The following is a 21634-nucleotide window of genomic DNA, read 5'->3' as shown; positions in this document are numbered from 1 at the left end:
GCTCCCGCCTGAACGTTCCAGCGCCGCGGTGCACAACAGAGCGCATCGCCCACTGGTTCTCGGTCAGGCGGGAGCTGCTTGTTTACCCAGGTCACCGGTAGTGCACATCAGCGTCGGCGTCCCTGCGGGACAGCGCGTACGGATCGATGCGCGCGTCGTAGCCGCTAGAGCCAGCGACCGCCGACCATCACCCGCCGCAACCGGAACTCCTCGTCCAGGTGCACCAGATCCGCGTCGAGTCCTGCCGCGATACGGCCACAGCGGTCGGCCAGCCCGAGCACCCGGGCGGGGTTGCCCGACGACGACTCCGCCGCCTGCTCGATGGACAGCCCGACCTCGACCACGGCCCGCCGGAACGCCTCGTCCATCGTCAGGGTGCTGCCCGCCAGCGAGCCGCTGACGGTGCCGACCGCCTTGCCGTCGACCACGGTCACCGGCAGGCCGCCGAGCGAGTACTCGCCATCGCCCACGCCCGTCGCGCTGATCGCGTCCGTGACCAGCACCAGGCTGCCACACCCGGACCGGACGGCGAGGCTGATCACGGCCTCGTGCACGTGCATCCCGTCGTTGATCAGCTCGAACGCCGCCCCGGATTCCAGGGCGGCGACGGCGGCCCCCGGCTTGCGGTGGTTGACCGGCCTCATGGCGTTGAACAGGTGCGTGGTCAGGCTGGCGCCGGCCGCGAAGCCCGCCGCGGCCTGATCGTAGTCGGCGTCGGTGTGCCCGACAGCGGCCACCACACCGGCCTGGACGAGGTCGGCGATGACGTCCAGCGCGCCGGGCAGCTCGGGCGCGAGAGTGACCGTGCGCACGAAACCCTGGCCGGCTTCGAGCAGGGTGGCCATCGCCTGCCGGTCCGGGCTGATCACGTGCTCGCCGTTCTGCGCCCCGCACCGGTTCGAGGACAGGAATGGCCCTTCCAGGTGTGCGCCGACGACCCGTACCCCGTGCTCGTCCGGCTTGCGGGCGAGGTCGGCGATCCAGCTCAGCTGCTCCGACATCGCTTCCAGCGACCCGGCCATCAGCGAGGCCAGGGTCCGGGTGGTCCCCCGGCTCTGGTGGTAGCAAACGCCTGCCAGCAGGTCGTCGGCGGATGAGGTGAAGTCGTACCCGCCGCCACCGTGCACGTGCAGGTCGATGAAGCCGGGCACCAGCCAGCCGCCGCCAAGGTCCTCGCGAGCTCCGGACGGCACCGGTCCGGTACCGACCTCGGTGATCAGCGCTCCGTCGACCCCCACCCAGCCGCCGTCGTGCACCCCGTCCGCCGTGACGACGCGGGCGCCGGTGAGAACGGTCATCCCTTCACCGCACCCGACGTCAGACCGGCCGAGATCCGGCTCTGGAAGATCACGAAGAGCACCACCACGGGTAATGAGGTCAGCGTCGCGGCCGCCATCAGCCCGCCCCAGTCCGCGCCGTGCACCGGGCTGGACTGGAACACCAGCAGGTAGATCATGGAAGTCTGCTTGTTGTTGTCGACCAGCAGGGTGTTGGCCAGCACGAACTCGTTCCACGCCAGGATCCAGCCGTACACGCCGGTCGCGATCAGGCCAGGGCTGACCAGCGGCAGAATGATCTTGTAGAATGTCTGCCAGCGGCTGCAGCCGTCCACCAGCGCGGCCTCGTCCAGCTCCCTCGGGATGTTGGCGATGAACGTCCGCAATGTCCAGACGGTGTAGGGCATGGTGAACATCAGGTACGCGATGATCACACCGATCAGGGTGTTCTTGAGCTGGAGCCTGTCCAGCAGCAGCGACATCGGAATGGTCAGCGCCAGCAGCGGGATCATCTGCACGATCAGCACCACGAAGATGAACACCTTGCGGCCGGCGAACCGGAACCGCGCGATGGCCAGCGCTCCGAAGAAGCCGATGACAATGCTGATCAGCACCGCGGCCAGGGTGATCACCACGCTGTTACGCAGGTCGGCACGGAACGTCGGGTCGTGCACGACCTCGCTGAACGCCCGCAGGGTCGGGTGCTTCGGCCAGAACTGCGGCGTGAGCGCGTTGATGTCGGAGCTGGTCTTGAACGAGGTGACCAGCATCCAGTAGATCGGAAAGCCCAGGACGGCCGCGAGCACCATCGCCAGGGTGTTCCAGCCCCAGGTCGCGTACGTCCGGCGGGAGCGCCTGCGCCGGGCCGGAATCCGCGGCGTGGTGGCCACCGTGGCGCCGCGCCCGGCCACCGGACCGGTGCTCACCGGAGAGATGTCGGACGAGCTCGTCACGGTGGTCATTCCGCATCTCCGATCCGGAAGAGTTGCTTGATGTAGAAGACCATCACCACGAGCAGGCACAGCATCATCAGCACGCCGACGGTCGCGCCGAGGTTGTAGTGGCTGCTGCCGACGCCCTGGGAGTACATATAGATGCCCAGTGTCTGGTAGCCGGGTTCCGGATGGCCGTCGCGCATGAACCAGATCTGGTTGAACACGCCGAAGTCCCAGATCACCGACAGCGTGGTGAGGATGACCAGCAGCGGGGTGAGAAACGGCAACGTCACGCTGCGGAAGGCCTGCCAGGCGCCGGCGCCGTCGACGCGGGCGGCCTCCAGGATCTCTTTCGGCACCTGGGTGATGCCCGCGTGCAGCGAGATGGCGAGCAGTGGGATCGCGCCCCAGATCACCACCGCGGTCACCACCGCCAGGCCCTGGTGTGGGTCGGCGAACCAGTCGTGGCCCTGCATGTGCACACCCGGGATGGCGTTCAGAACGTAGTTGGCGGCGCCGTACTGGCTGCTGAACATCCAGTAGAAAACCTGCGTGGACACGGTCGAGGGCACCGCCCAGACGAACAGCAGCACCCCGGTCAGGACGAGCCTGGCCCAGGTCGACACCCGGTTCAGCAGGATTGCCATCGCCAGTCCGACCAGCAGGCTCAGCACCACGTTGATCGCGGTGAAGACCACCGTCCGGGTCAGCACCGTCCAGAAGGTCGAGTCCGACAGCACGCCGGTGAAGTTCTTCAGCCCCACGAACGGGGTCGCGCCGCCGCTGTGGAAGAGCGCGAACTTTCCGGACTGCTGCTTCTGCAGCGACAGCTGGATGATCTTGACCAGTGGCCAGGCGGCGACCGCGGCCAGCACCAGCGACGCCGGCAGGATCAGCAGGTACGGCAGGCCGCCCGAACGGTGGCCACCGCTGCGCCGGCGCGACCGGCGACCGATCAGTGGCGCCGGAACCGGGGTCTCGGTCATCTGGCTGACTCCTGTCTTCGGCGCAGGTGGAGCGGGAGCGTGCGGTCAGCCGCCGAACGCAGCTCGGGCGGCCGGCGCGCGGAATGCGGGAGAGTCCGCGCGCCGGAGCCGCCGAGGGATCAGCTACCGGCGTTCAGCGTGGTCGCGATCTGAGCGTCCGCTGCCTTCGTGGCATCGGCGATGGTGGCCTTGCCCGAGGCGATCGACTCGAGCATGTTCTGCAGCACGTTGCCGGACTCCACGTTCGCCCAGTTCGGCGTGTTCGGCACGAACCAGGTGTCTTTGGCGGCCTCGCCGGTCGACTTGTTGGCGGCACCTGCGGCCTCGTAGACGTTCAGCAGCGAGGTGGCGTTCGGAATCGCGAACTTCGCGAGCGCGGTCTGGCTGGTGCTGTCGGTGTAGTACTTGATCCAGGTCGCGCCGAGCCCGGCGTTCGAGGCTTTCTGCGGCACGGCGAGGTCCGAACCGCCCAGGAAGGACGGCGTGTACTTACCGGCCGTGGCGCTCGGGACCGGGAAGGTGCCGAGGTCCGGGGCCAGTGCCGGCTTGCCGGTCTTCGGGTCGGTGATGGAGCCGACCTCCCAGCCGTTGCCGAGGATCGCGCCGGTGTGGCCCTGGGCCATGATCGCGTCCTGGTCGGCCTCGTCCTTGGTGGTGCCGCCCACGGAGTACGTGGTTGCCAGTTTCTGCCACTCGGCGAGGCCCTGCTGCGCCTCAGAACTCTCGAGGCCGCCGACCCACTTGCCGCCGTCCTTGGCGGCGATCTTGCCGCCGGCGCCGTAGACGAAGGACATCGCGGCGTACCAGTACTTGCCCGGCATGTAGAAGGCGGAGAAGTGCGGGTCGCCGGCGTTGGCGGCCTTGACCTTGTCCAGGTCGGAGTTCAGCTCGTCCAGCGTGGCCGGCGCCGCGGTGATGCCGGCCTTCTTGAAGAGGTCCTTGCGGTAGATGACGACCCGGCTGCCGGCGTAGTACGGCACCGCCTGCAGCTTGCCCTCGGGTGAGGTCGCCGAGTCGGTCAGGCCCTGCAGCCAGTTGCCGGAGTTGTCGAACTTGCTCTTGGCCGAGGTGAGGTCGGCGAACGCGCCGCCGGCGATGTAGGACGCCGTCTGGGTGTTGCCGAGCTCGACGACGTCCGGAATGGCGGTGGTGCCGGCGAAGGTGGAGTCCAGCTTGGTGGTGTAGTTCGACCACTGCTGCCACTGCACGTTCACCTTGGCCCCGGTCGCGGCCTCGAAGCGGTCGTTGGCCTGCTTGACGACAGCCGGCCAGCCCTTCTGCGCGTCGCTCTGAAGCCAGACCGTCACCGTCTTACCCTTGCCGTCTGTGCTGAGGACGCTGTCGTCCTTCTGGCTGGTGGTGGACGACGACTTGCTGGAACTGCACGCGCTGACCGCCAGGGCCAGGGACGCCGCCAGGACCGCTGCGCAGCTGAGTCTGCGATTCACGACCGTCTCCTTCGAGATTGGTATAGACGAATTTTGCACAGTATTGGCCTAGACCATTCGGGGTGTCAAGGGGTTACGACCAGCCCGGCGTGCTGTTACCAGACCGACACCCGCTGCTTACCTGAGAGCTTGACGAGCCCGCATCGCGACGTACCGGACCTCATAACGGCGATTTCTCAGAAACTTACGTGATCCACAGCTTTACCCCCGCACAATGCAGGGGATGACTACGCCCTCCTCGCCTTCCTCGAAGTCCCACGTGAACCCTGTCCTGCATTCCCGTGTCGTGAAGCTGCTGGGTGCCGCTGTCGCCTGCGGTGCGCTCGCGGCTGCCGTGCTGCTGCCCGTGATCGGTGGCGTCGGGTTGGCTGCCACCAAGGTGTCGGACCAGTTTCTCGGCACCCCGTGCGATCTGGTGATCACGCCCGCGCAGCAGACCACCACGGTGCTGGCCTCGGACGGCAAGACGGTGATCGCCCGGCTGTTCGCCCAGAACCGACAGGACGTGCCGCTGACGGCGATCCCGCAGTCGGTGCAGGACGCGCTCATCTCGACGGAGGACCGCCGCTTCTACTCCCACCACGGGGTGGACGTGCACGGCATCGCCCGCGCGGCGCTGCACAACGGTGGGGGTGGCGGCGCAACCCAGGGCGGTTCCACGCTGACCATGCAGTACGTCAAACAGGTGCGTTATTACCAGGCGGCGACGCCCGCTCAGCGCCAGGCGGCCATCGACCAGGACCTGCACCGCAAGATCCAGGACGCCAAGTGCGCCATCGACCTGGAGAAGCGCTACAGCAAGAAGCAGATCCTCGACGACTACCTCAACATCGCGTTCTTCGGCGAGAACTCCTATGGCATCCAGACCGCCGCGCAGACCTACTTCGGGGTGCCCGCGTCCAAGCTGACCGTTCCGCAGGGCGCGATGCTGGTCGGCCTGGTGCAGAGCCCGTCCCAGCTGGACCCGTTCGAGAACCCGCAGGGCGCGCGCCAGCGGCGTGACCAGGTGCTCGACAACATGGTCGGCACCGGCTCGCTGACCGCCGCGCAGGCCGCGAAGTACAAGACCCAGCCGCTTCGGCTGTCGGGCACCAAGGCGCCCCCGGTGCGCGAGGGCTGCGCGAACTCGACCGAATCCATCGCCAATGCCGGATTCTTCTGCGACTACGTCGTCGACTGGCTGCGGAGCCAGGGCGGCCTCTCGCCGCAGACCGTGCAGACCGGTGGCTTCAAGATCGTCACGTCGCTGGACGCACACCTGCAGAACAGCGGCCAGCAGGCGGTATGGGGCTCGGGGCTGGACCCGAACTCCCCCACCGCGCTGGTCATGCCGTCGGTCGATCCCAAGACCGGCCGGGTACAGACCATGATCACCAGCCGGCACTACGGCGTCGGCGCCGGCCAGACGACCGTGCCGCTCTTCACCTCGGCCTACGCCGGCTCCGGTTCGACGTACAAGTACTTCACCGCCCTGGCGGCTCTGAAGCTCGGGGCGCAGCCCGACTTCACGCTGACCACCGGAAACAACTACACGGTGCACAACTGCCCGGTCGACCCCAACAGCAACACCCCGCCGTACAACGTGAGCAACGCCGGCAGCTACAACGCCACCCTGCCGCTGTCCGACGCGCTACCGGAGTCGGTCAACACCTACTTCGTCGGGATGGAGGACCAGTTCTTCGGCTGCGACCTGTCCCCGATCGTGCAGACGGCGCTCGGGCTGGGCATGACCCACCTCAACGATCCCGCGCCGAACTCCGCTACCGAGAGCGTGGCCGAGGCGACGATCTCGCAGCACCAGACCGGTTTCACCCTCGGGTTCTCCAGCACCTCTGCTCTCGAACTCAGCGCGGCCTACGGAGCGATGGCCAATGACGGCGTCTTCTGCCCGGCCGACCCGATCGTGTCCGTCACCGGACCCACCGGCAAGGCCGTCAGCTACAAGAAGCCCTCGTGCAGCCGGCAGTTCAGCCCGCAGATCGCCCGCACGATGCTGAACATGATGACCACCGACACCACCAGCTACAAGGGCACGGCCTACCGCTACTTCCAGGACTGGTACGCCCGGGGCGGCAGCCCGATCCCCTCCAAGACGGGTACCGACAACGACGACGACAAGCTGCCGGACGGTGGTAAGGGCAACTCGGCGCTCTGGTACGTCGGCGTGACCCCGAACCTGGCGTCGGCCGCCGCGCTGGTGAACCCGACGTCCCCCAAGGCGACCATCACCGGCCTGCCGGACAACGTCTCGAACAACGGCAGCGACGTCTTCGGCGCCTACGCCTCCACGTACTGGCTGGACGCCTACGGGCCCACCCTGCAGGCACAGAGCTGGACCTGGCCCAGCCTCACGGACATCCCCAATGCCATGACCGTGCCGGATGTCATCGGCCAGACCGAAGCCGCGGCAACCGCGACGCTGTCCCAGCAGGGCTTTACCGCGGCGGTGTCCACGGTGGTCTGCGGCAGCCCGGAGGCCCCCGGTAACGTCGGTTACTACGCGCCGCAGGTGGCCGCTCCCGGCACCAGGATCACCCTGTGTCTGAGCAACGGCATCGCCCCGAACGGCTACCAGCCCCGCTACGTCAACCCCTCCGACGGTTACGGCAGTGGCGGCTTCAACGGCGGCGGTACCTCGAACGGCGGCGGAACCGGCGGCTTCAACGGCGGCGGCAACTCCAATGGCGGCTGGATGTCGTCCTTGCCCAGCTCCTCGCCGACCGGGCGCTGACCAACCCCTCCAGGCCCGCGCTTCCCGGCCACCAGTCGCACCGGGCGCCCCTCGTCGCGGCGACCGCAAGAGTTTCGTCTGCGATCTTCGTGCCCGAGCGGGGTCTAACCCTCTGACGGTGGGTCCGAGGCATGCCCTGACAGTGGGTTCTCCACCCGGTCCGAGCACAACGCGACCAGCCGACACGACTGGCTGCCGTGGCACCACCCGGATGCCCTGGAGGGGCAGTTTCGCGTCCGAACAAACGGGCCGAGCAGATCCATCACACGACGTCACAGGAAGCGACACCATGGCTGAGCCGATTCCACTGCGAGACCTCATAGGCCGGAACGCCGTCGATGCGGACGGCAACAAAGTAGGCAAGGTGGGGCAGATCTACGTCGATGACGAGACGGGCGAGCCACAATGGATCACCGTCCGCACCGGCATGTTCGGCGGCTCGCGAGAAAACTTCGCGCCGCTCGCCGGTTGCCGCATGGATGGTGACGAGCTGGTGCTGGCGGTGTCCAAGGACGTCGTCAAAGGCGCACCCGACCTCGACGCCGAGGGGCATCTGGCCGAGAACGACAACGACGCGCTGTTCGAGTACTACGCGGCATTCCTCGGAACCGGCCGGGCTCGCGGGACCGGGTTCGCCGGTGCCGGCGACGACGCCGGCTGGACCGCGGGCGAGGCCATCATCCGCTCGGAGGAGCGGCTGCACATCGGCACGGAACGGGTGGCGGCGGCCCGTGCGCGGTTGCGCAAGTACGTCGTCACCGAGACCGTCACGCAGACGGTCGGGCTGCGTCACGAGGAGGTCCGGATCGAGCGTGAGCCGATCACCGAGGCCAATCGGGACGCGGCGCTGCACCGCGGAAACCTCACCGAGCAGGAGTACGAGGTGATCCTGCACTCCGAACGTCCGGTCGTCAGCAAGGAGACGGTACCGGTCGAGCGGGTGCGCCTCCAGACCGAGACAGTGACCGAGCAGATCGACATCACGACGCCTGTACGCAAAGAGCAGATCGACGGACTCGAGATGGTCGAAGGGACCCACTCCTGATGACCAACAATCCGATGTCCCCCGGCGGAGCACACCCGATCGCCCCCGAGAGGGACCGGCGCAAGAAGCGCCCGCTGTGGCTGCTGGTGGCGGCACTGGCCATTCTCGCCCTTATCGCCCTCGGCCTGATCCTGCGTAACCGCCACCACAACGATGCCAGCAGCGGTTCGGGGCTACCCGTCACCGCCACCGGATCGGCGTCCGACACCTCGTCGGCGAGCAGCGACCCGTCATCAACGGCGACGGGGACGACGTCGGCGTCAGCGGACGCCACGTCCGGGTCAGCGTCAGGGTCAGGGTCAGCGGTCAGTTCGGCTTCCGCCTCGACGAGCGGCACCGCGACGTCCTCATCCAGCGGAGCCGCGGGCGGAGCGAGCGCTGGCACGCTGACCGCCGGCGGAGACGCGCTGCTGCCGGCCAACGGCGCGTCGAACGACGACCTGTCGAGCCACGTCGGCCAGCAGAGCACCGCTGAAGGCGTGCATGTGCTGTCCGCACCGGCCAACAATGGATTCTGGGTCGGTACCTCGACCGCCGACGAGGTGTGGGTGCGGCTGCTGCTGCCCGGGCTGGTCTCACCGCACCCCGTCCGCAAGGGCGACCACGTTTCGTTCACCGGGACCGTCGTCCACAACCCCGCCGATTTCGCCACGACAGCCGGGCTCACCGCGGCTACCGGAGGAGCGCGGCTCACCGGCCAGCAAGCCCATGTGGAGGTGGCCAAGAACGCCGTCTCGTTCACCGAATAGAGCTCTGCGGGAGCTGTCACCTCACGAAGGAGCACCATGCCTGATTCTGAGCAGTACCCCACCGCCGGCGCCTCCGGTGCGAGTCCGGATCCCGTCCCCGCCATCACGCTCTCGCGTGAGATCGTGAAGCTCGGTACCGAGTGGGCCGAGTCGGGACGCGTCCGGTTCAGACGCCGCATCATCACCGAAACCCGCCAGGTCGAAGTCACGACACGTCGCGAGGAACTCGTCATAGAGGACGTCGACGTCACTGATCGCAACGGCGCGCTGGTCGGCACCGCCAAGGACGGCCGCGTCACCGACGAACCGAGGCCCGACGCGGCGCCACTGGTCATCGTGCTGCAAGAAGAGGTGCCGGAGCTGTCCCTTCGGCTGCGCCCCTACGAGCAGGTCACGGTGACCACGACGATCGGCTCACGCACGGGACGGGTCAACAGCCAGGTGCACCGCGAGGAGGTGGACGTCGACACGGCTGCGTCAGCCGCCCCGCCGACCGGACGCCGGTAAGCAGTTCCGCGGCGGCATCGAGCAGGCCCGGCGCGATGCCGCGGGTGCGCACCACCGGCAGCTCGGCCGCGGCGCCGGACAGCTCCGCCGGCCAGCCCAGGTCCACCAGCACCGCTGGTCGACCGGCCGCCGCGTGCCCCACCGCGGCGTCCACTACGTCGGACTGCCACGGGTTGCGCCCCGGATCGCGGATCACCGCCACCAGTGGGCGGCCCTCGGCCCGGGACCGGAACTGCTCGGCGTCCACCGGCCCCTGCACGAGCTGAACGTCGGTTCCGGGCGTCCGGCCGGCTATCCGGTCGGCGAGTGACCAGGGCAGGTCGCCGGTTGCCATGCCGTTGGGGCTGCGGCACTCCAGCACCAGCGGCCGCTGCAGCGGGGGCAGCGAACCGCGGACCTCGACGCAGCGGGCGGCGATGCCCGACACCACCGCCGTGTCGTAGCCGGCCTGCGGATCGCCCGGCCGCGCCAGCCGGCTCGTCCGGGCCGCCGCGTCGCTTAACCGCTCAACGCTCAGCCAGCCGCTGTGAACCGCGGCCAGCACTGCCTGTGGGATCTCGTCCAGTAGCTCGGGGTAGTCCAGCGCACCCGTCTCGATCGCGTCCGCGCCGGCGATCAGAGCCCGGACGAAGCCCTCGACCATGCCCATCGTGCCGGACACGGCCTTCATCTCGAGGGCATCGGTGACCACCGCGCCCTCGAAGCCGAGGGTGTCGCGGAGCAGCCCGGTGGTGATGGGGTGGCTCACGGTGGCGATCTTGTCGTCCAGCGCCGGCACGAGCAGGTGACCGGTCATGACGGCCCGCGTACCGGCGCCGATGGCCGCCCGGAACGGGGCGAGTTCGACCTCCCGCAGCTGGTCCAGTGGCCGGTCGACGGTCGCGACCTCGTGGTGGGAATCAGCACTCGTCGCCCCGTGCCCGGGAAAGTGCTTGGCGCAGGCGGCGACTCCGGTGCGCTGCAGGCCGCGGATGGCGGCCGCGACCTGCCTGGCGGCGACGGGCGGGTCGGCGCTGAACGAGCGGACACCGATCACGGGGTTACGAGGATCGACGTTGACGTCGGCCACCGGGGCGAGGTTGAGCGTCACGCCGGCCTCGGCCAGCCGGCCGCCGATCGAGGCGTAGACCTCTTCGGTGGCCGCCGCATCGTCGAGCCACCCCAGTGCCGCCGAGCCCGGCACGGCGCTGCCCCGCACGGTGTCGAGTCGGGTGACATCACCGCCTTCCTCGTCCAGGGCCAGGACCAGGTCACGCCCGGCCGAGGCGCGCAGCTTGTTGGTCAGCTGGTCGACGTCTGATCCGTCGCCGAGGTTGGAGCCGAACAGCACCACCCCGCCCAGGCCGTCGGCCAGCCCCTGCAGCAGCCACCCGGGAGGCGTCTCTCCCACAAAGCCGGGCAGAAAGCACCCGAGGGCAAGCCGGCGGATTTCCGAATCGTCGATCAAGGCAAGACTCCCGGGTGATCATTGGACTAGACAAATTTATCCTTCAGTGTTTGGGTTGACTCGTCAATGTCCAGACAAATCGCCCCGCGCTGACGGTGAGTTCGAGGAGAGTTCGTGACGATCACAGCAACCGCGGGCGTACCGCGGGAGCCGAAGTACTATACCGTCAAACGTCACCTCCTCGACATGATCGAGTCCCAGCCTCCGGGCAGCCCGGTACCGACCGAGCGGCTGTTGACGCTGGAGCTCAAGACGTCGCGCACCACCGTCCGACAGGCTCTGGGCGAATTGGTGGGTGAGGGCAAGCTGGTCCGCCGACAGGGGTCGGGCACCTTCGTCGCCGAGCCGAAGATCACCTGGCCACTGCAGCTGACCAGCTTCACCGAGCAGGCGGCGGCGAACGGGTTCCTCGCCTCGGCGCAACTGCTGTCGGCCGAGCGGGTCCGCGCCAACCTCGACATCGCCAAGCGGCTGGCCGTCACCCCCGGCTCGCCGGTGTACCGGTTGGAGCGGCTGCGACTGGCGGACGGGCACCCGATGGCCTTGGAAACCTCACACCTGTCCGCGCAGCGCTTTCCGGGCCTCACCATGGCGCTGCGCGGGGTGTCCTCGCTGTACCGGGTGTTGGCCGAGAGCTACGGGGTGGCTCCCGCCGAAGCCGAGGAGACCATCGAGACGGCACCGGCGTCCCCGCGGGAAGCCGAGCTGCTGCACACCGATGTGGGCGCCCCGATGCTGGTGCTGGCGCGGCACAGCTTCGATGCCGAGGGCGTGCCGGTGGAATGGGTCCGCAGCTGGTACCGCGGTGATCGCTATATCTTCCTGGCTCGCCTCGCGATGTCCTGACTGCGGCCGCCCTGGCAGTTCTTCGACCTGCAGGTCGTCCGCAGTGGCAGGTCTCAGGCCATCGGTATTGACTGAAGAGATGGACATCCGAACGCTCGGCACGGACGGCCCCCAGGTATCAGCACTCGGCCTGGGCTTGATGGGCATGTCAGGCATGTACGGACCGGCCGACGAGGCCGAGAGCATTGCCACCGTGCACGCCGCCCTGGACGCGGGCATGACGCTCCTGGACACCGGCGACTTCTACGGCATGGGGCACAACGAGCTGCTGCTGAGCAGGGCGCTGACCGGCCGCGACCGCGACGCCACCGTGATCAGCGTCAAGTTCGGAGCCCAGCGCGGGCCGGACGGTAGCTGGCTGGGCTACGACGCGCGACCCGCCGCGGTGAAGACCGCAGCGGCGTACTCGCTGCAACGGCTGGTCGGCGCCCGGCGCCGCGACCGGCTGACCGAGGCCCTCGGCGCGCTCGATCTTCCGCTCAGCCAGGACGACCTCGACGCCATCGAGGCGGCCGTCCCCGCTGGTTCGGCCGCGGGCGCCCGGTACGCCGAGGCGCAACTGGCGTCGCTGGACAGCGAGCGGTCGACATCGGCCAGCTGATGATCTCACTGGATACCGCCCGCAGGCTGCGGGCAGCGGGACTGCGCTGGTCGCCCGGCTCGGGTGATCGGTTCGTGGTGGCCGACAAGGGCATGGACGACGAGGTGTTCGTGCTCAGCGACATGACGGTCGAGGTGCACCAGCAGGGCGACCGCAAGGTGATCGGCTTCAACGGCACGACGGAGTGGGCGCTGGACTCGGTCGACGACCACGAGACGGTGTGGCTGCCGCGCGAGACTCAGCTGCGCGAGGCGCTGGCGGCCACCTTCCGCGGCCTCCGCCAGGCCGACGGGCTGTGGCAGGTGGATCTCGTGGTCAACGGCGTTCCGGCCACGGTCGGGCATCCGGACGCCGAAGAGGCCTATGCACGCGCGCTGCTGCACCTCATCACCGGCGAAAGCTGAGGACTCGCTTCAGTTCTGCGCGAAGACGTGCGACGGCACGGCTCCTGGGAGTGGCCTGCCTGTCATCCCGAAGTGGGTAGGTGGGCGAATGGTATTGTGGTCTTCAGCGAAACACTTACCCCTGAAGGAACCGATATGACTGTCCTTGATGATCAACCCAACGACACCCTCATTGAGCTGGACGCCCGCAAACGCGTCAGTCTGCCGATGGCCAAACCTGGTCGTTATCTGGCCCACGCCGAACCGGATGGAACAATCACGCTGGTGCCGGCAGTGGTCATGAGCAAGTTGGAGGCGAGCATCCTCGCCAATTCCGAGATCATGGCCGCGGTCAATCGTGCCGAAGCTGCCGGATACACCGGAGGCCGGCGGGATCGACCGACGCGGCCAACTGAATGACCCAATACGCCGACGAGGCCTGGAGTTCGATCCAGGCCTTGTTCGACGATCCAAGCAGAGCGACCTTGGCTGACCGAGTAGACGAAATCCTGGACCTGCTCGACGCCGGTGGAAAGGATGCTCGCTCGCGACGTCATCGCACCTTCAGTCCCACCCGGTGGGCGGTGCCGGTCCACGGCTCGGGCGCCGACTGGCTAATCCTCTGGCATCCCGACCCGAACAACGATGAGCCCTACGTCATCTACGCAGGACCCGCGCCAGCGAGAGGCTGATTGCACCGTCCTGATCGCTCCGAACGGCGGCAGGAAGAGTCCCAGGCAACGTTAATCCGGCAGGGTGCAAGCTGAACCGGTGCACGCCATCGATTCACCCGGCGAGATTCCCGTCGACAGCACCCAGGGACGCGGCATCCTCGCGACCACCGTGCTGGCCAGCGGCATGGTGTTTCTCGACGGCACCATCGCCAACGTCGCGGCCCGCCAGATCGGTGTCGATTTCTCGTCCAGCTTCGCGACCCTGCAGTGGGTGCTCAACGGCTACACCCTGGCGCTGGCCAGCCTGCTGCTGCTCGGCGGTTCGCTCGGGGACCACTTCGGCCGGCGCCGCGTCTACCTCATCGGCATCGCCTGGTTCGCGATCGCCTCGCTGGGCTGCGCCTTCGCGCCGAGTGCCGGCCTGCTCATCACCGCCCGGGTGCTGCAGGGCGTCGGCGGGGCACTGCTCACGCCCGGATCGCTGGCCCTGATCCAGTCGACGTTCCGTCCCGCCGATCGGGGTCGCGCGGTCGGCATCTGGTCGGGTATGGCCGGAGTCGCCACCGCGGCCGGACCGCTGCTCGGCGGCTACCTGGTGCAGCACGTGAGCTGGCGGCTGGCGTTCGGCATCAACGTCCCGTTCGCGGTCGCGGCCATACTGCTCGGGCTGCGGCACCTGCCGGAGTCACGCAACGCCGCGGCCGGGCGCCGGCCGGACTTCGCCGGAACCTGCCTGATCGCGCTCAGCCTGGGCGCCCTGACGTACGGGACGACGGTGGCGGGGGACCGCGGCTGGGCAGCGCTCAGCCTCGGGGTCACCGCTGCCGGGGTGGTGCTGCTGGCGCTGTTCGTCCTGGTGGAGTCCCGGCTGCGCCACCCCCTGCTGCCGCTTCGGCTGTTCGCCGACCGGACGTTCGCCGGCGCGAACCTGATGACGCTCACGACGTACGCGGCGATGTCGGCGGTTCTCTTCCTGTTCGTGCTGAACCTGCAGGTGTCGGCCCACTACGGGGCGCTGGCCGCCGGGTTGGCCACCCTGCCGATCACGGTGCTCCTGCTGCTCGTCTCGCCCCGGGCCGGTGCGCTCGCCGCCCGGCTGGGTCCGCGGCTGCCGATGGCGGTCGGCCCGCTCATCGCGGCGGCCGGCGTCACGCTCACCACGCGCATCGACGAACGCCACCACGGCTACCTGCTCGACGTGCTGCCCGGCATGGCGGTCTTCGGACTCGGCGTGGCCTGCCTGGTGGCTCCGCTGACCAGCACGGTGATGAACGCCGCCCCGCCGGACGATGTCGGGGTCGCTTCGGGTGTCAACAATGCGGTGTCCCGACTGGCCGGCCTGCTCGCGATCGCGGTGCTGCCGCCGCTGGCTGGGCTCACCGGCGACCGGTATCGGATTCCAGCGGACATGACCCACGGCTACCGGATCGCCGCGGCGGTCTGCGTGGGCATTCTCATTCTGGGTTCGGTGGTCGTAACGTTGACGGTGCCGAACAGCCGGCAAGCCTTGGAGGACGTCAGCGATGTCGCACGACACTGAGCAGCCGATTCTGACCCAGATCCATGACCTGGTCGCCGAGGAGCACCACCTGCGCTCCACCCACACGGGCGTCGGGTTGAACTCCGCCGAGCGTGCCCGGCTCGAGGCCCTGGAGCACCAGCTCGACCGGTGCTGGGACCTGCTGCGCCAGCGCCGTGCCTCGGAGGAGTTCGGCACCCAGGACCAGAGGCCCGAAGGCTAGAGCTCCGGCAGGGTTCGCGGAGCGCCCAGCAGGTAGGTCAGCAGCGCCACGGTGATGGTCTCGGCGGCCAGCAGCCCCACCAGGACGACGATCTGGAACCGGGCCGCGCCGGTCGCGCTGGCACCCCCGAGCAGCGCTCCGATGAACGCACCGGGAAGGGTGACCAGGCCGACCGTCCGGGTCTGGTCCAGTGCCGGAACGAGTGACTCCGACGCCGCCGACTTGGCCACATCGCGGACGGCCTGGCGTGACGTCGCGCCCAGCGACAGCCACGCCTCCACCTCGTCCCGGCGCCGCCGCAGGCCCTCGTTCAGGTGCCGCCCGGCCAGCGTCGCGGCGGTCATGGTGCCGCCCAGCACGATGCCCGAAACCGCCACGAAGTTGCGGACGTTGCGGTCCAGGGTGGGCAGCCCCACGATGATGGCGATCACCACCGCCGCGCCTGCCCCGCACGACAGCACGACCGCGGTCAGTGCACCCTCGGCGCCCCGCAACCGCCGCGACGCCGTCCAGGTCGCCACCGAGAACATCACCGCCACCACCGCGATCGAGGCGAGAGGTGCGGCGAAGACTCCCCGCAACGCCGCCGCGACGATCGCCAGTTGGACGACGGCCCGGGCTGAGGCGATGAGCACGTCCCGGTGCCGGTTCAGCCCGGCGACATAGGAAACCGTGACGGCGATGACCAGCAGCACTGCCAGGCCGACGGCCAATCGGACGTACTCGCTCATCGTGGTTCGCTCACGCGCACGACCGTACCCAACGGCGTTTCAGCTGAGCGGTAAGGGACGTCAGCTCGAGATGTCCTTCGTGGTGAACCGGGCCCAGGCCAGCGGCCAGAAGATCACGATGTACCCGAGCGCGAGCAGGACGCCGTGCCGCAGTCCGCCGAACGTCAGCGGGTCGCGCAGCACGTCGGCGAAGTCGAGCAGTGAGTTGCTGAGCAGCAGCGGACGGATGGAGTGCAGCTGCGGGACGGCGACCAGCACCTGCATGATGATCGCCACCGCCAGGGTCGCTGCCATGGCGGCGATGGGCACCTCGGTGAGCGTCGAGATGAACAGCCCGATAGCGGCGATCGCGAGCATCATCAGCGCCGCGTAACCGACCACCACGGTGAGCCTGCCGAGCCCGCCGACGAGACTGGTCTGGGTGCCGGACAGCAGCGTCACGTGGCCCGCCGGGAACAGCGCGAACCCGATCAGCAGCCCGGCGAGTGCCACGATTCCGGCAATGATCAGGCACCACACCGCGAGGGCCGCGAACTTCACCGCCAGCAACCGGGTTCGGCTCACCGGCACGGTCAGCAGGTACCGCAGCGTTCCGGAACCGGCCTCACCCGCCACCGACTCGCCCACGACCACAGCGACGGCCATCGGCAGGAAGATCGGGATCACCACCACCAGGGCGGTGAACGAGACGAAGATGCCGTTGTTGGTGATGCCGCCGATCAATCCGGAGCTGGAGGAGGACGAATTGGTGGTCAGCTTGACCGCCACCGCGATGATGATCGGGATGGCGATCAGGGCCAGCAGGATGAACTGGTTGCGGCGCCTGCGCAGCAGCATGCCGATCTCGCTGAGCAGCAGCCGGCCACCCGACGCGGACCGCCGTGCCCCGACTGTTGACGGCCGCTCGGAACCGAATTCCGAGCGCCGTCCCGGCTGAAGCGCCGACGCCGTCCGGGGCTCAGCCGCTGACATCGAAGCCCTCCCCGGTGAGCTGGACGAACACGTCCTCGAGATTGGGCTTGGCAACGGTGAACCCGCGCACGCCGACCCCGGCGGCCACGAGCGCGGCGACGACCTGCTCCGGCGGCCGGTCTGCCAGCACCGCCGAGGCCGAACCGTCCTGCTCGGTGATCTCGGCCAGTCCCAAATCGGCCAGCACGCCCTTCGCGGCCAACGAATCCTGGGTCTGTACGGTCACCCGCGCCCGTTGCTGAGCGCTCAGCTGAGCCATCGATCCCTGCCACACCAGCGAGCCGGTGCGCATGAAACCGACGTCGGTGCAGATCTGCTCCACCTCGCTGAGCAGGTGCGAGGACACGAAGACGGTGATCCCGTCAGCGGCGAGGTCGGCGATCAGGTGCCTGACCTCGCGGGTGCCCTGCGGGTCCAGGCCATTCGTCGGCTCGTCCAGGATGAGCAGCTGCCGGGGCCGCAGCAGCGCCGCCGCGATGCCGAGGCGCTGCCGCATGCCGAGGGAGTAGTTGCGATAGCGCTTGCCCGCCGCGGCCGAGAGCCCGACCCGCTCCAGCGCACTGTCGATCCGGGCGGCTGAGCCCCTGCGGGTGTTGGTCAGGTCAGCGGCGTCCAGTCGGGCGAGGTTCGCCCGGCCGGACAGGTAGAGGTGGAACGCCGGCCCCTCGACCAGCGCGCCGACGTCGGGCAACACCCGTCCGGCCTGCTCCGGAATCCGCGCGCCCAGCACCGACATGGTGCCGCCGGTGGGAAAGATCAGCCCCAGCAGCATCCGGATCGTGGTCGTCTTGCCGGAGCCGTTCGGGCCGAGGAATCCGTAGACGGCCCCAGCCGGAACGGCGAGGTCGATGCCGTTCACCGCGACCTGGCCGCCCCGGAACGCCTTGGTCAGCCCGGCCGTCTGGATCGCGGTATCGGTCACCGAGCGGCGGCTTGGTACAGCAGTTCCGGGTCCACCGCGCCGACGAACACCCGTCCGTCGGTGGTGAACAGCGCGGTCACCAGCGTGGACTGGAACAACCGGCCGCTGCCCCACGTGCCGTGCACCTGTGGCAGCGACCCGAGCAGCACGCCTGCCTCTTTGCTCTGCTTGCCCAGCGCCGACAGTGACGGGACGTTCTTCACCTGTGCCACGGTGGTCCACCCCTCGCCGGTCCGGGTCATGGCCGGCACCCGGGTGATGGGGGCCTGATATCCGGACGGGTGCCGGGGCGGGGTGGGCTCGGTGATCGTCACACCGGCCGGCGGCGTCCAGTTGAAGTTGTCGTTGCTCGGGACCGCCTCGGTGAACCGGGTGAACGAGATGTCGATAGCGGCCTTCTGCGAGCCGCGGGCATAGACCTGGACGGCCAGCGGAACCTTGGTCTTACCGTCCACCGAGATCCGGACGGAGCCGACGCGGGAGGAAGCGTCCTTGGGCGTGAGCACCAGGACGTAGGCCGCCCGGCCGGCCACGGTGCCGGCCGGGTCCGTGGTGACCGACGTCGACGGCCCGATCAGGGCGAGGGCGCGGTGGGCGGCCTCGTCCGGGGTGAGCGCCGGTGCCGGTGTGGCGCTTGCGGCCGCGGCGTCCGGCAGCGTGGTGTGGGTCGCGGTGCGGGTGTCGGAGTTCCACTGCCACAGCTGGCGGCCGTCGCGGAACATGTCCTGCTCACCGAGGGAATCCAGCAGCGCTACCCGCTGCTTGGTCTCGCCGGCGTACCAGACCCGGGCGGTGTGCGAGCCGGTCAGCAGGCCGAGCGGTCCGGTGTTGGCCGAGTCGCCGCTGAGATCGGGCAGCTCCGGCAAGCCGAGCGAGGCCTTCTCGACCACAGTTCCGGAGAAGCCCGCGACCTTGGAGTTGCCCACCTCGGCGAGCAGTTGCGCCGCGGACCGGGCCGGCAGGTTGCCCTTCGCGTCGGCGGACAGCGCACCGCTGGCCAGCAGCGCGACGACTCCGACCGCGCCGACCGGAACCAGCCAGCGAAGCGCGCGACGGCTCCCGGAGCGAGCAGGTTGCGCGGGTACGGTCGAGGAGGTGGCGTGGGTGGGATCTGCTGCGGGATTCTGCTCCATACCCATAGGATTCCGCTGGGGCGCTGTGCGGACCCTGAGGGGGCCTGAGCCGGCGCTGAGCCAAACGTTCAGGATCACGGCATGCTTACCGTCATGTCCGCCTGCGAACCGGAATTGTTATGCGCCTGCTGATCATCGAGGACGAGTCGCGAATGGCCACCGCGCTGCAGCGAGGTCTGGTCGCGGAGGGGTTCACCGTCGAGGTAGCCCTGAACGGGCCGGACGGCCTGCATCTGGCGCGCGAGAACACCTACGACGCCATCGTGTGCGACATCATGCTGCCGGGCCTGTCCGGCTACCGGATCATCGAAGCCTTGCGCGCCGAGCAGAACTGGGTGCCGGTGCTCGTCCTGTCGGCCAAGGATGGCGAGTACGACGAGGCCGACGCCCTGGACCTGGGCGCGGACGACTACCTGATCAAGCCGTTCTCGTTCGTGGTGCTGCTCGCCCGGCTGCGGGCCGTGCTGCGCCGCGGTGTACGGCCCCGTCCGGCGATCCTGGCGTGTGGTGACCTGACGCTGGACCCGGCCGCCCGCGCGGTCCGGCGCGGTGACGCCGAGATCGAGTTGACGCCGCGGGAGTTCTCGTTGCTGGAGTACCTGATGCGCCGGGCCGGTGACGCCGTGAGCAAGGCCGACATTTTGCACCACGTGTGGGATGCCCACTACGAGGGCGACGCCAATGTCATCGAGGTGTACGTCGGCTACCTGCGCCGCAAGATCGACATTCCCTTCGGCCGCCACGCGGTGCAGACGGTGCGCGGGGCGGGGTACCGGCTGGCCACCGACGGTGGCTGAAGCGGCCGGTCCGAACCGTCGCCCGCTGCCGCTGCGGTGGTGGCGCCGCCGTTCGCTGCGCGCCCGGATCACTTTGCTGGCCACCGCGCTGTTCACCGTCGCGTTGATGCTGGCGGGCTTGATCCTGGTGTTCACGGTGGGCAAGTCGCTGCTGAACACCCTGGACTCCTCGGCTGAGCGCTCCGGTGCCGAGGTGGGGGCGCTGGTGCAGTCCGGACGGTTGCCGGCGCAGGTGCTCGCGGGTAGCGGCGGAGTCTCGCTCGTCCAGGTCGTGGACGCGAACAACCGGGTGGTCGCGGCCTCCCCCGGCGCTGACAGCGCGGTGTCACTGGTGACCGCCGACGAGCTGGCCCGGGTACGACAGGGACGGCCGATCACCGTGTCGGGTGAGCGTGCCTCCAGCGACGAGCCGCTGCGGATAGTCGGGGTGCAGGCCGATCTGCGGACGGGGCAGCGGACCGTGCTGGTGGCGACCGACCTCGGCCGGGTGCTCGACTCCGCCCGGTTGTTGCAGCGCGGCCTGATGTTCGGCGGCCCGCTCATCGTGGCGGCGATGGCGGCGCTGACCTGGTGGTTCGTCGGTCTGACGCTGCGGCCGGTAGCGGCCCTGCAGCGGGGCGCGGCAGCCCTCAGCGCGAGCGGATTGGCCCGATCGCGGCTGCCCGTTCCGGACGCCGAGGACGAGATCCACGAGCTGGCCACCACCCTGAACAACATGCTCGACCGCCTGGACACCGCGACCACCAAGCAGCGGCAGTTCATCGGCGACGCCGCGCACGAGCTGCGGTCACCGATCGCCTCGCTGCGGCTGCAACTCGAGGTGGCGCACCGACTCGGGAACGCGGGCGGCGTCCGGGAACTCACCGAGGATGCCCTGATCGACGTCAACCGGCTGTCGAACCTGATCGATGACCTGCTGACCCTGGCGCGCTCGGACGAGCGCGGGCTGGTACGAACACGCGTCCCGGTGCGGCTGGACGAGCTGATCCGTGCCGTCGCGGCCGGCTACCGTGACGCCCGGGTGGAGGTACGTACCGACGTCCCGGAGCCGATGACGGTTGCCGGGGACCGCGACGGCCTGCACCGGGTGCTGGTCAACCTGCTCGACAACGCCGTCCGGTACGCGCGCAGCGAGGTGACGGTGTCGGTGCGCGTCCACCGGGACGGGGTGCTGCTCCGGGTCTGTGACGACGGACCGGGAGTGCCGGCGAACAAGCGGGAGCGGGTGTTCGACCGGTTCTACCGGCTCGACACCGCGCGCTCCCGTGACCAGGGCGGCACCGGGCTGGGGCTGCCGATCGTCCGCGAGATCGTGACGGCGCACGGCGGCAGGGTGGTGCTTCGGGACAACGAGCCGGGCCTGATGGTAGAGGTTCGACTGCAGACGACGCAGGCCTGAGGCTCCTCTCAGACGTGGCCACCCCCGTGGCTTCTCACGGCGGCTCTCCTCGCCTGGACGACTCTTGGCGTCGTCAGGACGCGACCGCGTAGCGCGGCCGTCATGCGCGCCGCATCCGCGTGCACGGCCCGCGCCACCATCAACAGCACCTTGAGGACCAGTGCGATGCGTGTGGGGGTGTCCGAGCACGCGAAGACGACGCGACACCTCGTCCACCACGTCAGCGGGAAGTTCCGCAGCGATGCGCTGAGCACCTGCGGTCCTGGTGACCTCCGACTTGCAGCGCAGCTCGACTCCCGCCCGACACCC

At 69.1% G+C, this 21634-nt stretch carries 22 protein-coding genes; 13 read left to right on the top strand and 9 right to left on the bottom strand.

Annotated features, from left to right (window positions below; genetic code table 11):
• Positions 1-164: 164 nt before the first annotated feature.
• The 4 genes from nagA to RM423_RS16795 all read right to left on the bottom strand — a co-directional run bounded on the left by nagA (position 165) and on the right by RM423_RS16795 (position 4646).
• A complete protein-coding gene (nagA, locus tag RM423_RS16810; RefSeq protein WP_311424200.1) occupies positions 165-1298 on the bottom strand; it encodes an N-acetylglucosamine-6-phosphate deacetylase in 1134 nt (377 codons plus the stop codon).
• On the bottom strand, positions 1295-2239 hold the full coding sequence (locus RM423_RS16805; RefSeq protein ID WP_311424199.1) for a carbohydrate ABC transporter permease: 945 nt from the start codon (positions 2237-2239) through the stop codon (positions 1295-1297). Before RM423_RS16805 ends, nagA begins: the two co-directional genes overlap by 4 nt.
• Positions 2236-3198: a carbohydrate ABC transporter permease gene (locus RM423_RS16800; RefSeq protein WP_311424198.1), complete on the bottom strand. Its 963-nt coding sequence runs from the start codon at positions 3196-3198 to the stop codon at positions 2236-2238. Before RM423_RS16800 ends, RM423_RS16805 begins: the two co-directional genes overlap by 4 nt.
• Before the next feature lie 119 nt (positions 3199-3317).
• Positions 3318-4646, bottom strand: coding sequence for an extracellular solute-binding protein (locus RM423_RS16795; RefSeq protein WP_311424197.1), 1329 nt, complete (start codon positions 4644-4646; stop codon positions 3318-3320).
• 223 nt (positions 4647-4869) lie between these two features.
• Here RM423_RS16795 and RM423_RS16790 point away from each other — a divergent pair, with 223 nt between their 5' ends.
• The 4 genes from RM423_RS16790 to RM423_RS16775 all read left to right on the top strand — a co-directional run bounded on the left by RM423_RS16790 (position 4870) and on the right by RM423_RS16775 (position 9678).
• Entirely contained in the window at positions 4870-7377 is a 2508-nt protein-coding gene (locus RM423_RS16790; RefSeq protein WP_311424196.1) for a penicillin-binding protein, read from the top strand.
• Positions 7378-7666: 289 nt separating this feature from the next.
• Entirely contained in the window at positions 7667-8422 is a 756-nt protein-coding gene (locus tag RM423_RS16785) for a PRC and DUF2382 domain-containing protein (protein ID WP_311424195.1), read from the top strand.
• Complete coding sequence (locus RM423_RS16780) at positions 8422-9171, top strand: hypothetical protein (RefSeq protein ID WP_311424194.1); 750 nt, start codon at positions 8422-8424, stop codon at positions 9169-9171. Before RM423_RS16785 ends, RM423_RS16780 begins: the two co-directional genes overlap by 1 nt.
• A 36-nt stretch (positions 9172-9207) precedes the next feature.
• Positions 9208-9678, top strand: a complete 471-nt coding sequence (locus RM423_RS16775; RefSeq protein WP_311424193.1) for a YsnF/AvaK domain-containing protein — start codon at positions 9208-9210, stop codon at positions 9676-9678.
• Here the strand turns inward: RM423_RS16775 and RM423_RS16770 are convergent.
• A complete protein-coding gene (locus RM423_RS16770; RefSeq protein WP_311424192.1) occupies positions 9602-11125 on the bottom strand; it encodes a glycoside hydrolase family 3 protein in 1524 nt (507 codons plus the stop codon). The two genes, RM423_RS16775 and RM423_RS16770, sit on opposite strands and share 77 nt — an antisense overlap.
• 114 nt (positions 11126-11239) lie before the next feature.
• On the opposite strand from RM423_RS16770, the gene RM423_RS16765 reads away from it, so the two are divergent.
• The 7 genes from RM423_RS16765 to RM423_RS16735 all read left to right on the top strand — a co-directional run bounded on the left by RM423_RS16765 (position 11240) and on the right by RM423_RS16735 (position 15371).
• Positions 11240-11971 carry a GntR family transcriptional regulator gene (locus tag RM423_RS16765; protein ID WP_311424191.1) on the top strand — a complete coding sequence of 244 codons (732 nt, stop codon included), beginning with the start codon at positions 11240-11242 and terminating at the stop codon, positions 11969-11971.
• 79 nt (positions 11972-12050) lie between these two features.
• Complete coding sequence (locus RM423_RS16760) at positions 12051-12572, top strand: aldo/keto reductase (protein WP_311424190.1); 522 nt, start codon at positions 12051-12053, stop codon at positions 12570-12572.
• Positions 12572-12976, top strand: coding sequence for a hypothetical protein (locus tag RM423_RS16755; RefSeq protein WP_311424189.1), 405 nt, complete (start codon positions 12572-12574; stop codon positions 12974-12976). The genes RM423_RS16760 and RM423_RS16755 overlap by 1 nt, the downstream gene beginning before the upstream one ends.
• A 135-nt stretch (positions 12977-13111) precedes the next feature.
• Positions 13112-13375 carry a hypothetical protein gene (locus RM423_RS16750; protein ID WP_311424188.1) on the top strand — a complete coding sequence of 88 codons (264 nt, stop codon included), beginning with the start codon at positions 13112-13114 and terminating at the stop codon, positions 13373-13375.
• Positions 13376-13440: 65 nt separating this feature from the next.
• On the top strand, positions 13441-13647 hold the full coding sequence (locus RM423_RS16745) for a hypothetical protein (RefSeq protein ID WP_311424187.1): 207 nt from the start codon (positions 13441-13443) through the stop codon (positions 13645-13647).
• Between the two features lie 79 nt (positions 13648-13726).
• Positions 13727-15169, top strand: a complete 1443-nt coding sequence (locus RM423_RS16740) for an MFS transporter (protein ID WP_311424186.1) — start codon at positions 13727-13729, stop codon at positions 15167-15169.
• Complete coding sequence (locus RM423_RS16735) at positions 15153-15371, top strand: DUF2630 family protein (RefSeq protein WP_311424185.1); 219 nt, start codon at positions 15153-15155, stop codon at positions 15369-15371. Before RM423_RS16740 ends, RM423_RS16735 begins: the two co-directional genes overlap by 17 nt.
• Here RM423_RS16735 and RM423_RS16730 read toward each other — a convergent pair.
• The 4 genes from RM423_RS16730 to RM423_RS16715 are packed head-to-tail and all read right to left on the bottom strand — an operon-like array spanning position 15368 to position 19129.
• On the bottom strand, positions 15368-16102 hold the full coding sequence (locus RM423_RS16730) for an ABC transporter permease (RefSeq protein ID WP_311424184.1): 735 nt from the start codon (positions 16100-16102) through the stop codon (positions 15368-15370). The two genes, RM423_RS16735 and RM423_RS16730, sit on opposite strands and share 4 nt — an antisense overlap.
• A gap of 60 nt (positions 16103-16162) precedes the next feature.
• Positions 16163-17074 (bottom strand): ABC transporter permease, encoded by a 912-nt coding sequence (locus tag RM423_RS16725; protein WP_311424183.1) that lies wholly within the window; start codon positions 17072-17074, stop codon positions 16163-16165.
• On the bottom strand, positions 17061-17996 hold the full coding sequence (locus RM423_RS16720; protein WP_311424182.1) for an ABC transporter ATP-binding protein: 936 nt from the start codon (positions 17994-17996) through the stop codon (positions 17061-17063). The genes RM423_RS16725 and RM423_RS16720 overlap by 14 nt, the downstream gene beginning before the upstream one ends.
• A complete protein-coding gene (locus RM423_RS16715) occupies positions 17993-19129 on the bottom strand; it encodes a LolA family protein (RefSeq protein WP_311424181.1) in 1137 nt (378 codons plus the stop codon). The genes RM423_RS16720 and RM423_RS16715 overlap by 4 nt, the downstream gene beginning before the upstream one ends.
• A gap of 119 nt (positions 19130-19248) precedes the next feature.
• Here RM423_RS16715 and RM423_RS16710 point away from each other — a divergent pair, with 119 nt between their 5' ends.
• Positions 19249-19926 (top strand): response regulator transcription factor, encoded by a 678-nt coding sequence (locus tag RM423_RS16710; RefSeq protein WP_311424180.1) that lies wholly within the window; start codon positions 19249-19251, stop codon positions 19924-19926.
• Positions 19919-21325: a sensor histidine kinase gene (locus RM423_RS16705; RefSeq protein WP_311424179.1), complete on the top strand. Its 1407-nt coding sequence runs from the start codon at positions 19919-19921 to the stop codon at positions 21323-21325. The genes RM423_RS16710 and RM423_RS16705 overlap by 8 nt, the downstream gene beginning before the upstream one ends.
• The last annotated feature ends 309 nt before the right edge of the window (positions 21326-21634 follow it).

This window comes from Jatrophihabitans lederbergiae, assembly GCF_031845305.1.
GTDB classification, from domain to species: Bacteria; Actinomycetota; Actinomycetes; order Mycobacteriales; family Jatrophihabitantaceae; genus Jatrophihabitans_A; species Jatrophihabitans_A lederbergiae.
The sequence above is the reverse complement of the archived record's forward strand: the minus strand, read 5'-3'. Positions and strand labels throughout refer to the sequence as shown.

Bases quoted from the DNA above. Each gene is read 5' to 3' on its own strand.
- nagA (WP_311424200.1), bottom strand. From the start codon at position 1,298: ATGACCGTTCTCACCGGCGCCCGCGTCGTCACGGCGGACGGGGTGCAC.
- RM423_RS16805 (WP_311424199.1), bottom strand. From the start codon at position 2,239: ATGACCACCGTGACGAGCTCGTCCGACATCTCTCCGGTGAGCACCGGT.
- RM423_RS16800 (WP_311424198.1), bottom strand. From the start codon at position 3,198: ATGACCGAGACCCCGGTTCCGGCGCCACTGATCGGTCGCCGGTCGCGC.
- RM423_RS16790 (WP_311424196.1), top strand. From the start codon at position 4,870: ATGACTACGCCCTCCTCGCCTTCCTCGAAGTCCCACGTGAACCCTGTC.
- RM423_RS16785 (WP_311424195.1), top strand. From the start codon at position 7,667: ATGGCTGAGCCGATTCCACTGCGAGACCTCATAGGCCGGAACGCCGTC.
- RM423_RS16780 (WP_311424194.1), top strand. From the start codon at position 8,422: ATGACCAACAATCCGATGTCCCCCGGCGGAGCACACCCGATCGCCCCC.
- RM423_RS16775 (WP_311424193.1), top strand. From the start codon at position 9,208: ATGCCTGATTCTGAGCAGTACCCCACCGCCGGCGCCTCCGGTGCGAGT.
- RM423_RS16760 (WP_311424190.1), top strand. From the start codon at position 12,051: ATGGACATCCGAACGCTCGGCACGGACGGCCCCCAGGTATCAGCACTC.
- RM423_RS16755 (WP_311424189.1), top strand. From the start codon at position 12,572: ATGATCTCACTGGATACCGCCCGCAGGCTGCGGGCAGCGGGACTGCGC.
- RM423_RS16750 (WP_311424188.1), top strand. From the start codon at position 13,112: ATGACTGTCCTTGATGATCAACCCAACGACACCCTCATTGAGCTGGAC.
- RM423_RS16735 (WP_311424185.1), top strand. From the start codon at position 15,153: ATGTCGCACGACACTGAGCAGCCGATTCTGACCCAGATCCATGACCTG.
- RM423_RS16730 (WP_311424184.1), bottom strand. From the start codon at position 16,102: ATGAGCGAGTACGTCCGATTGGCCGTCGGCCTGGCAGTGCTGCTGGTC.
- RM423_RS16725 (WP_311424183.1), bottom strand. From the start codon at position 17,074: ATGTCAGCGGCTGAGCCCCGGACGGCGTCGGCGCTTCAGCCGGGACGG.
- RM423_RS16715 (WP_311424181.1), bottom strand. From the start codon at position 19,129: ATGGAGCAGAATCCCGCAGCAGATCCCACCCACGCCACCTCCTCGACC.
- RM423_RS16710 (WP_311424180.1), top strand. From the start codon at position 19,249: ATGCGCCTGCTGATCATCGAGGACGAGTCGCGAATGGCCACCGCGCTG.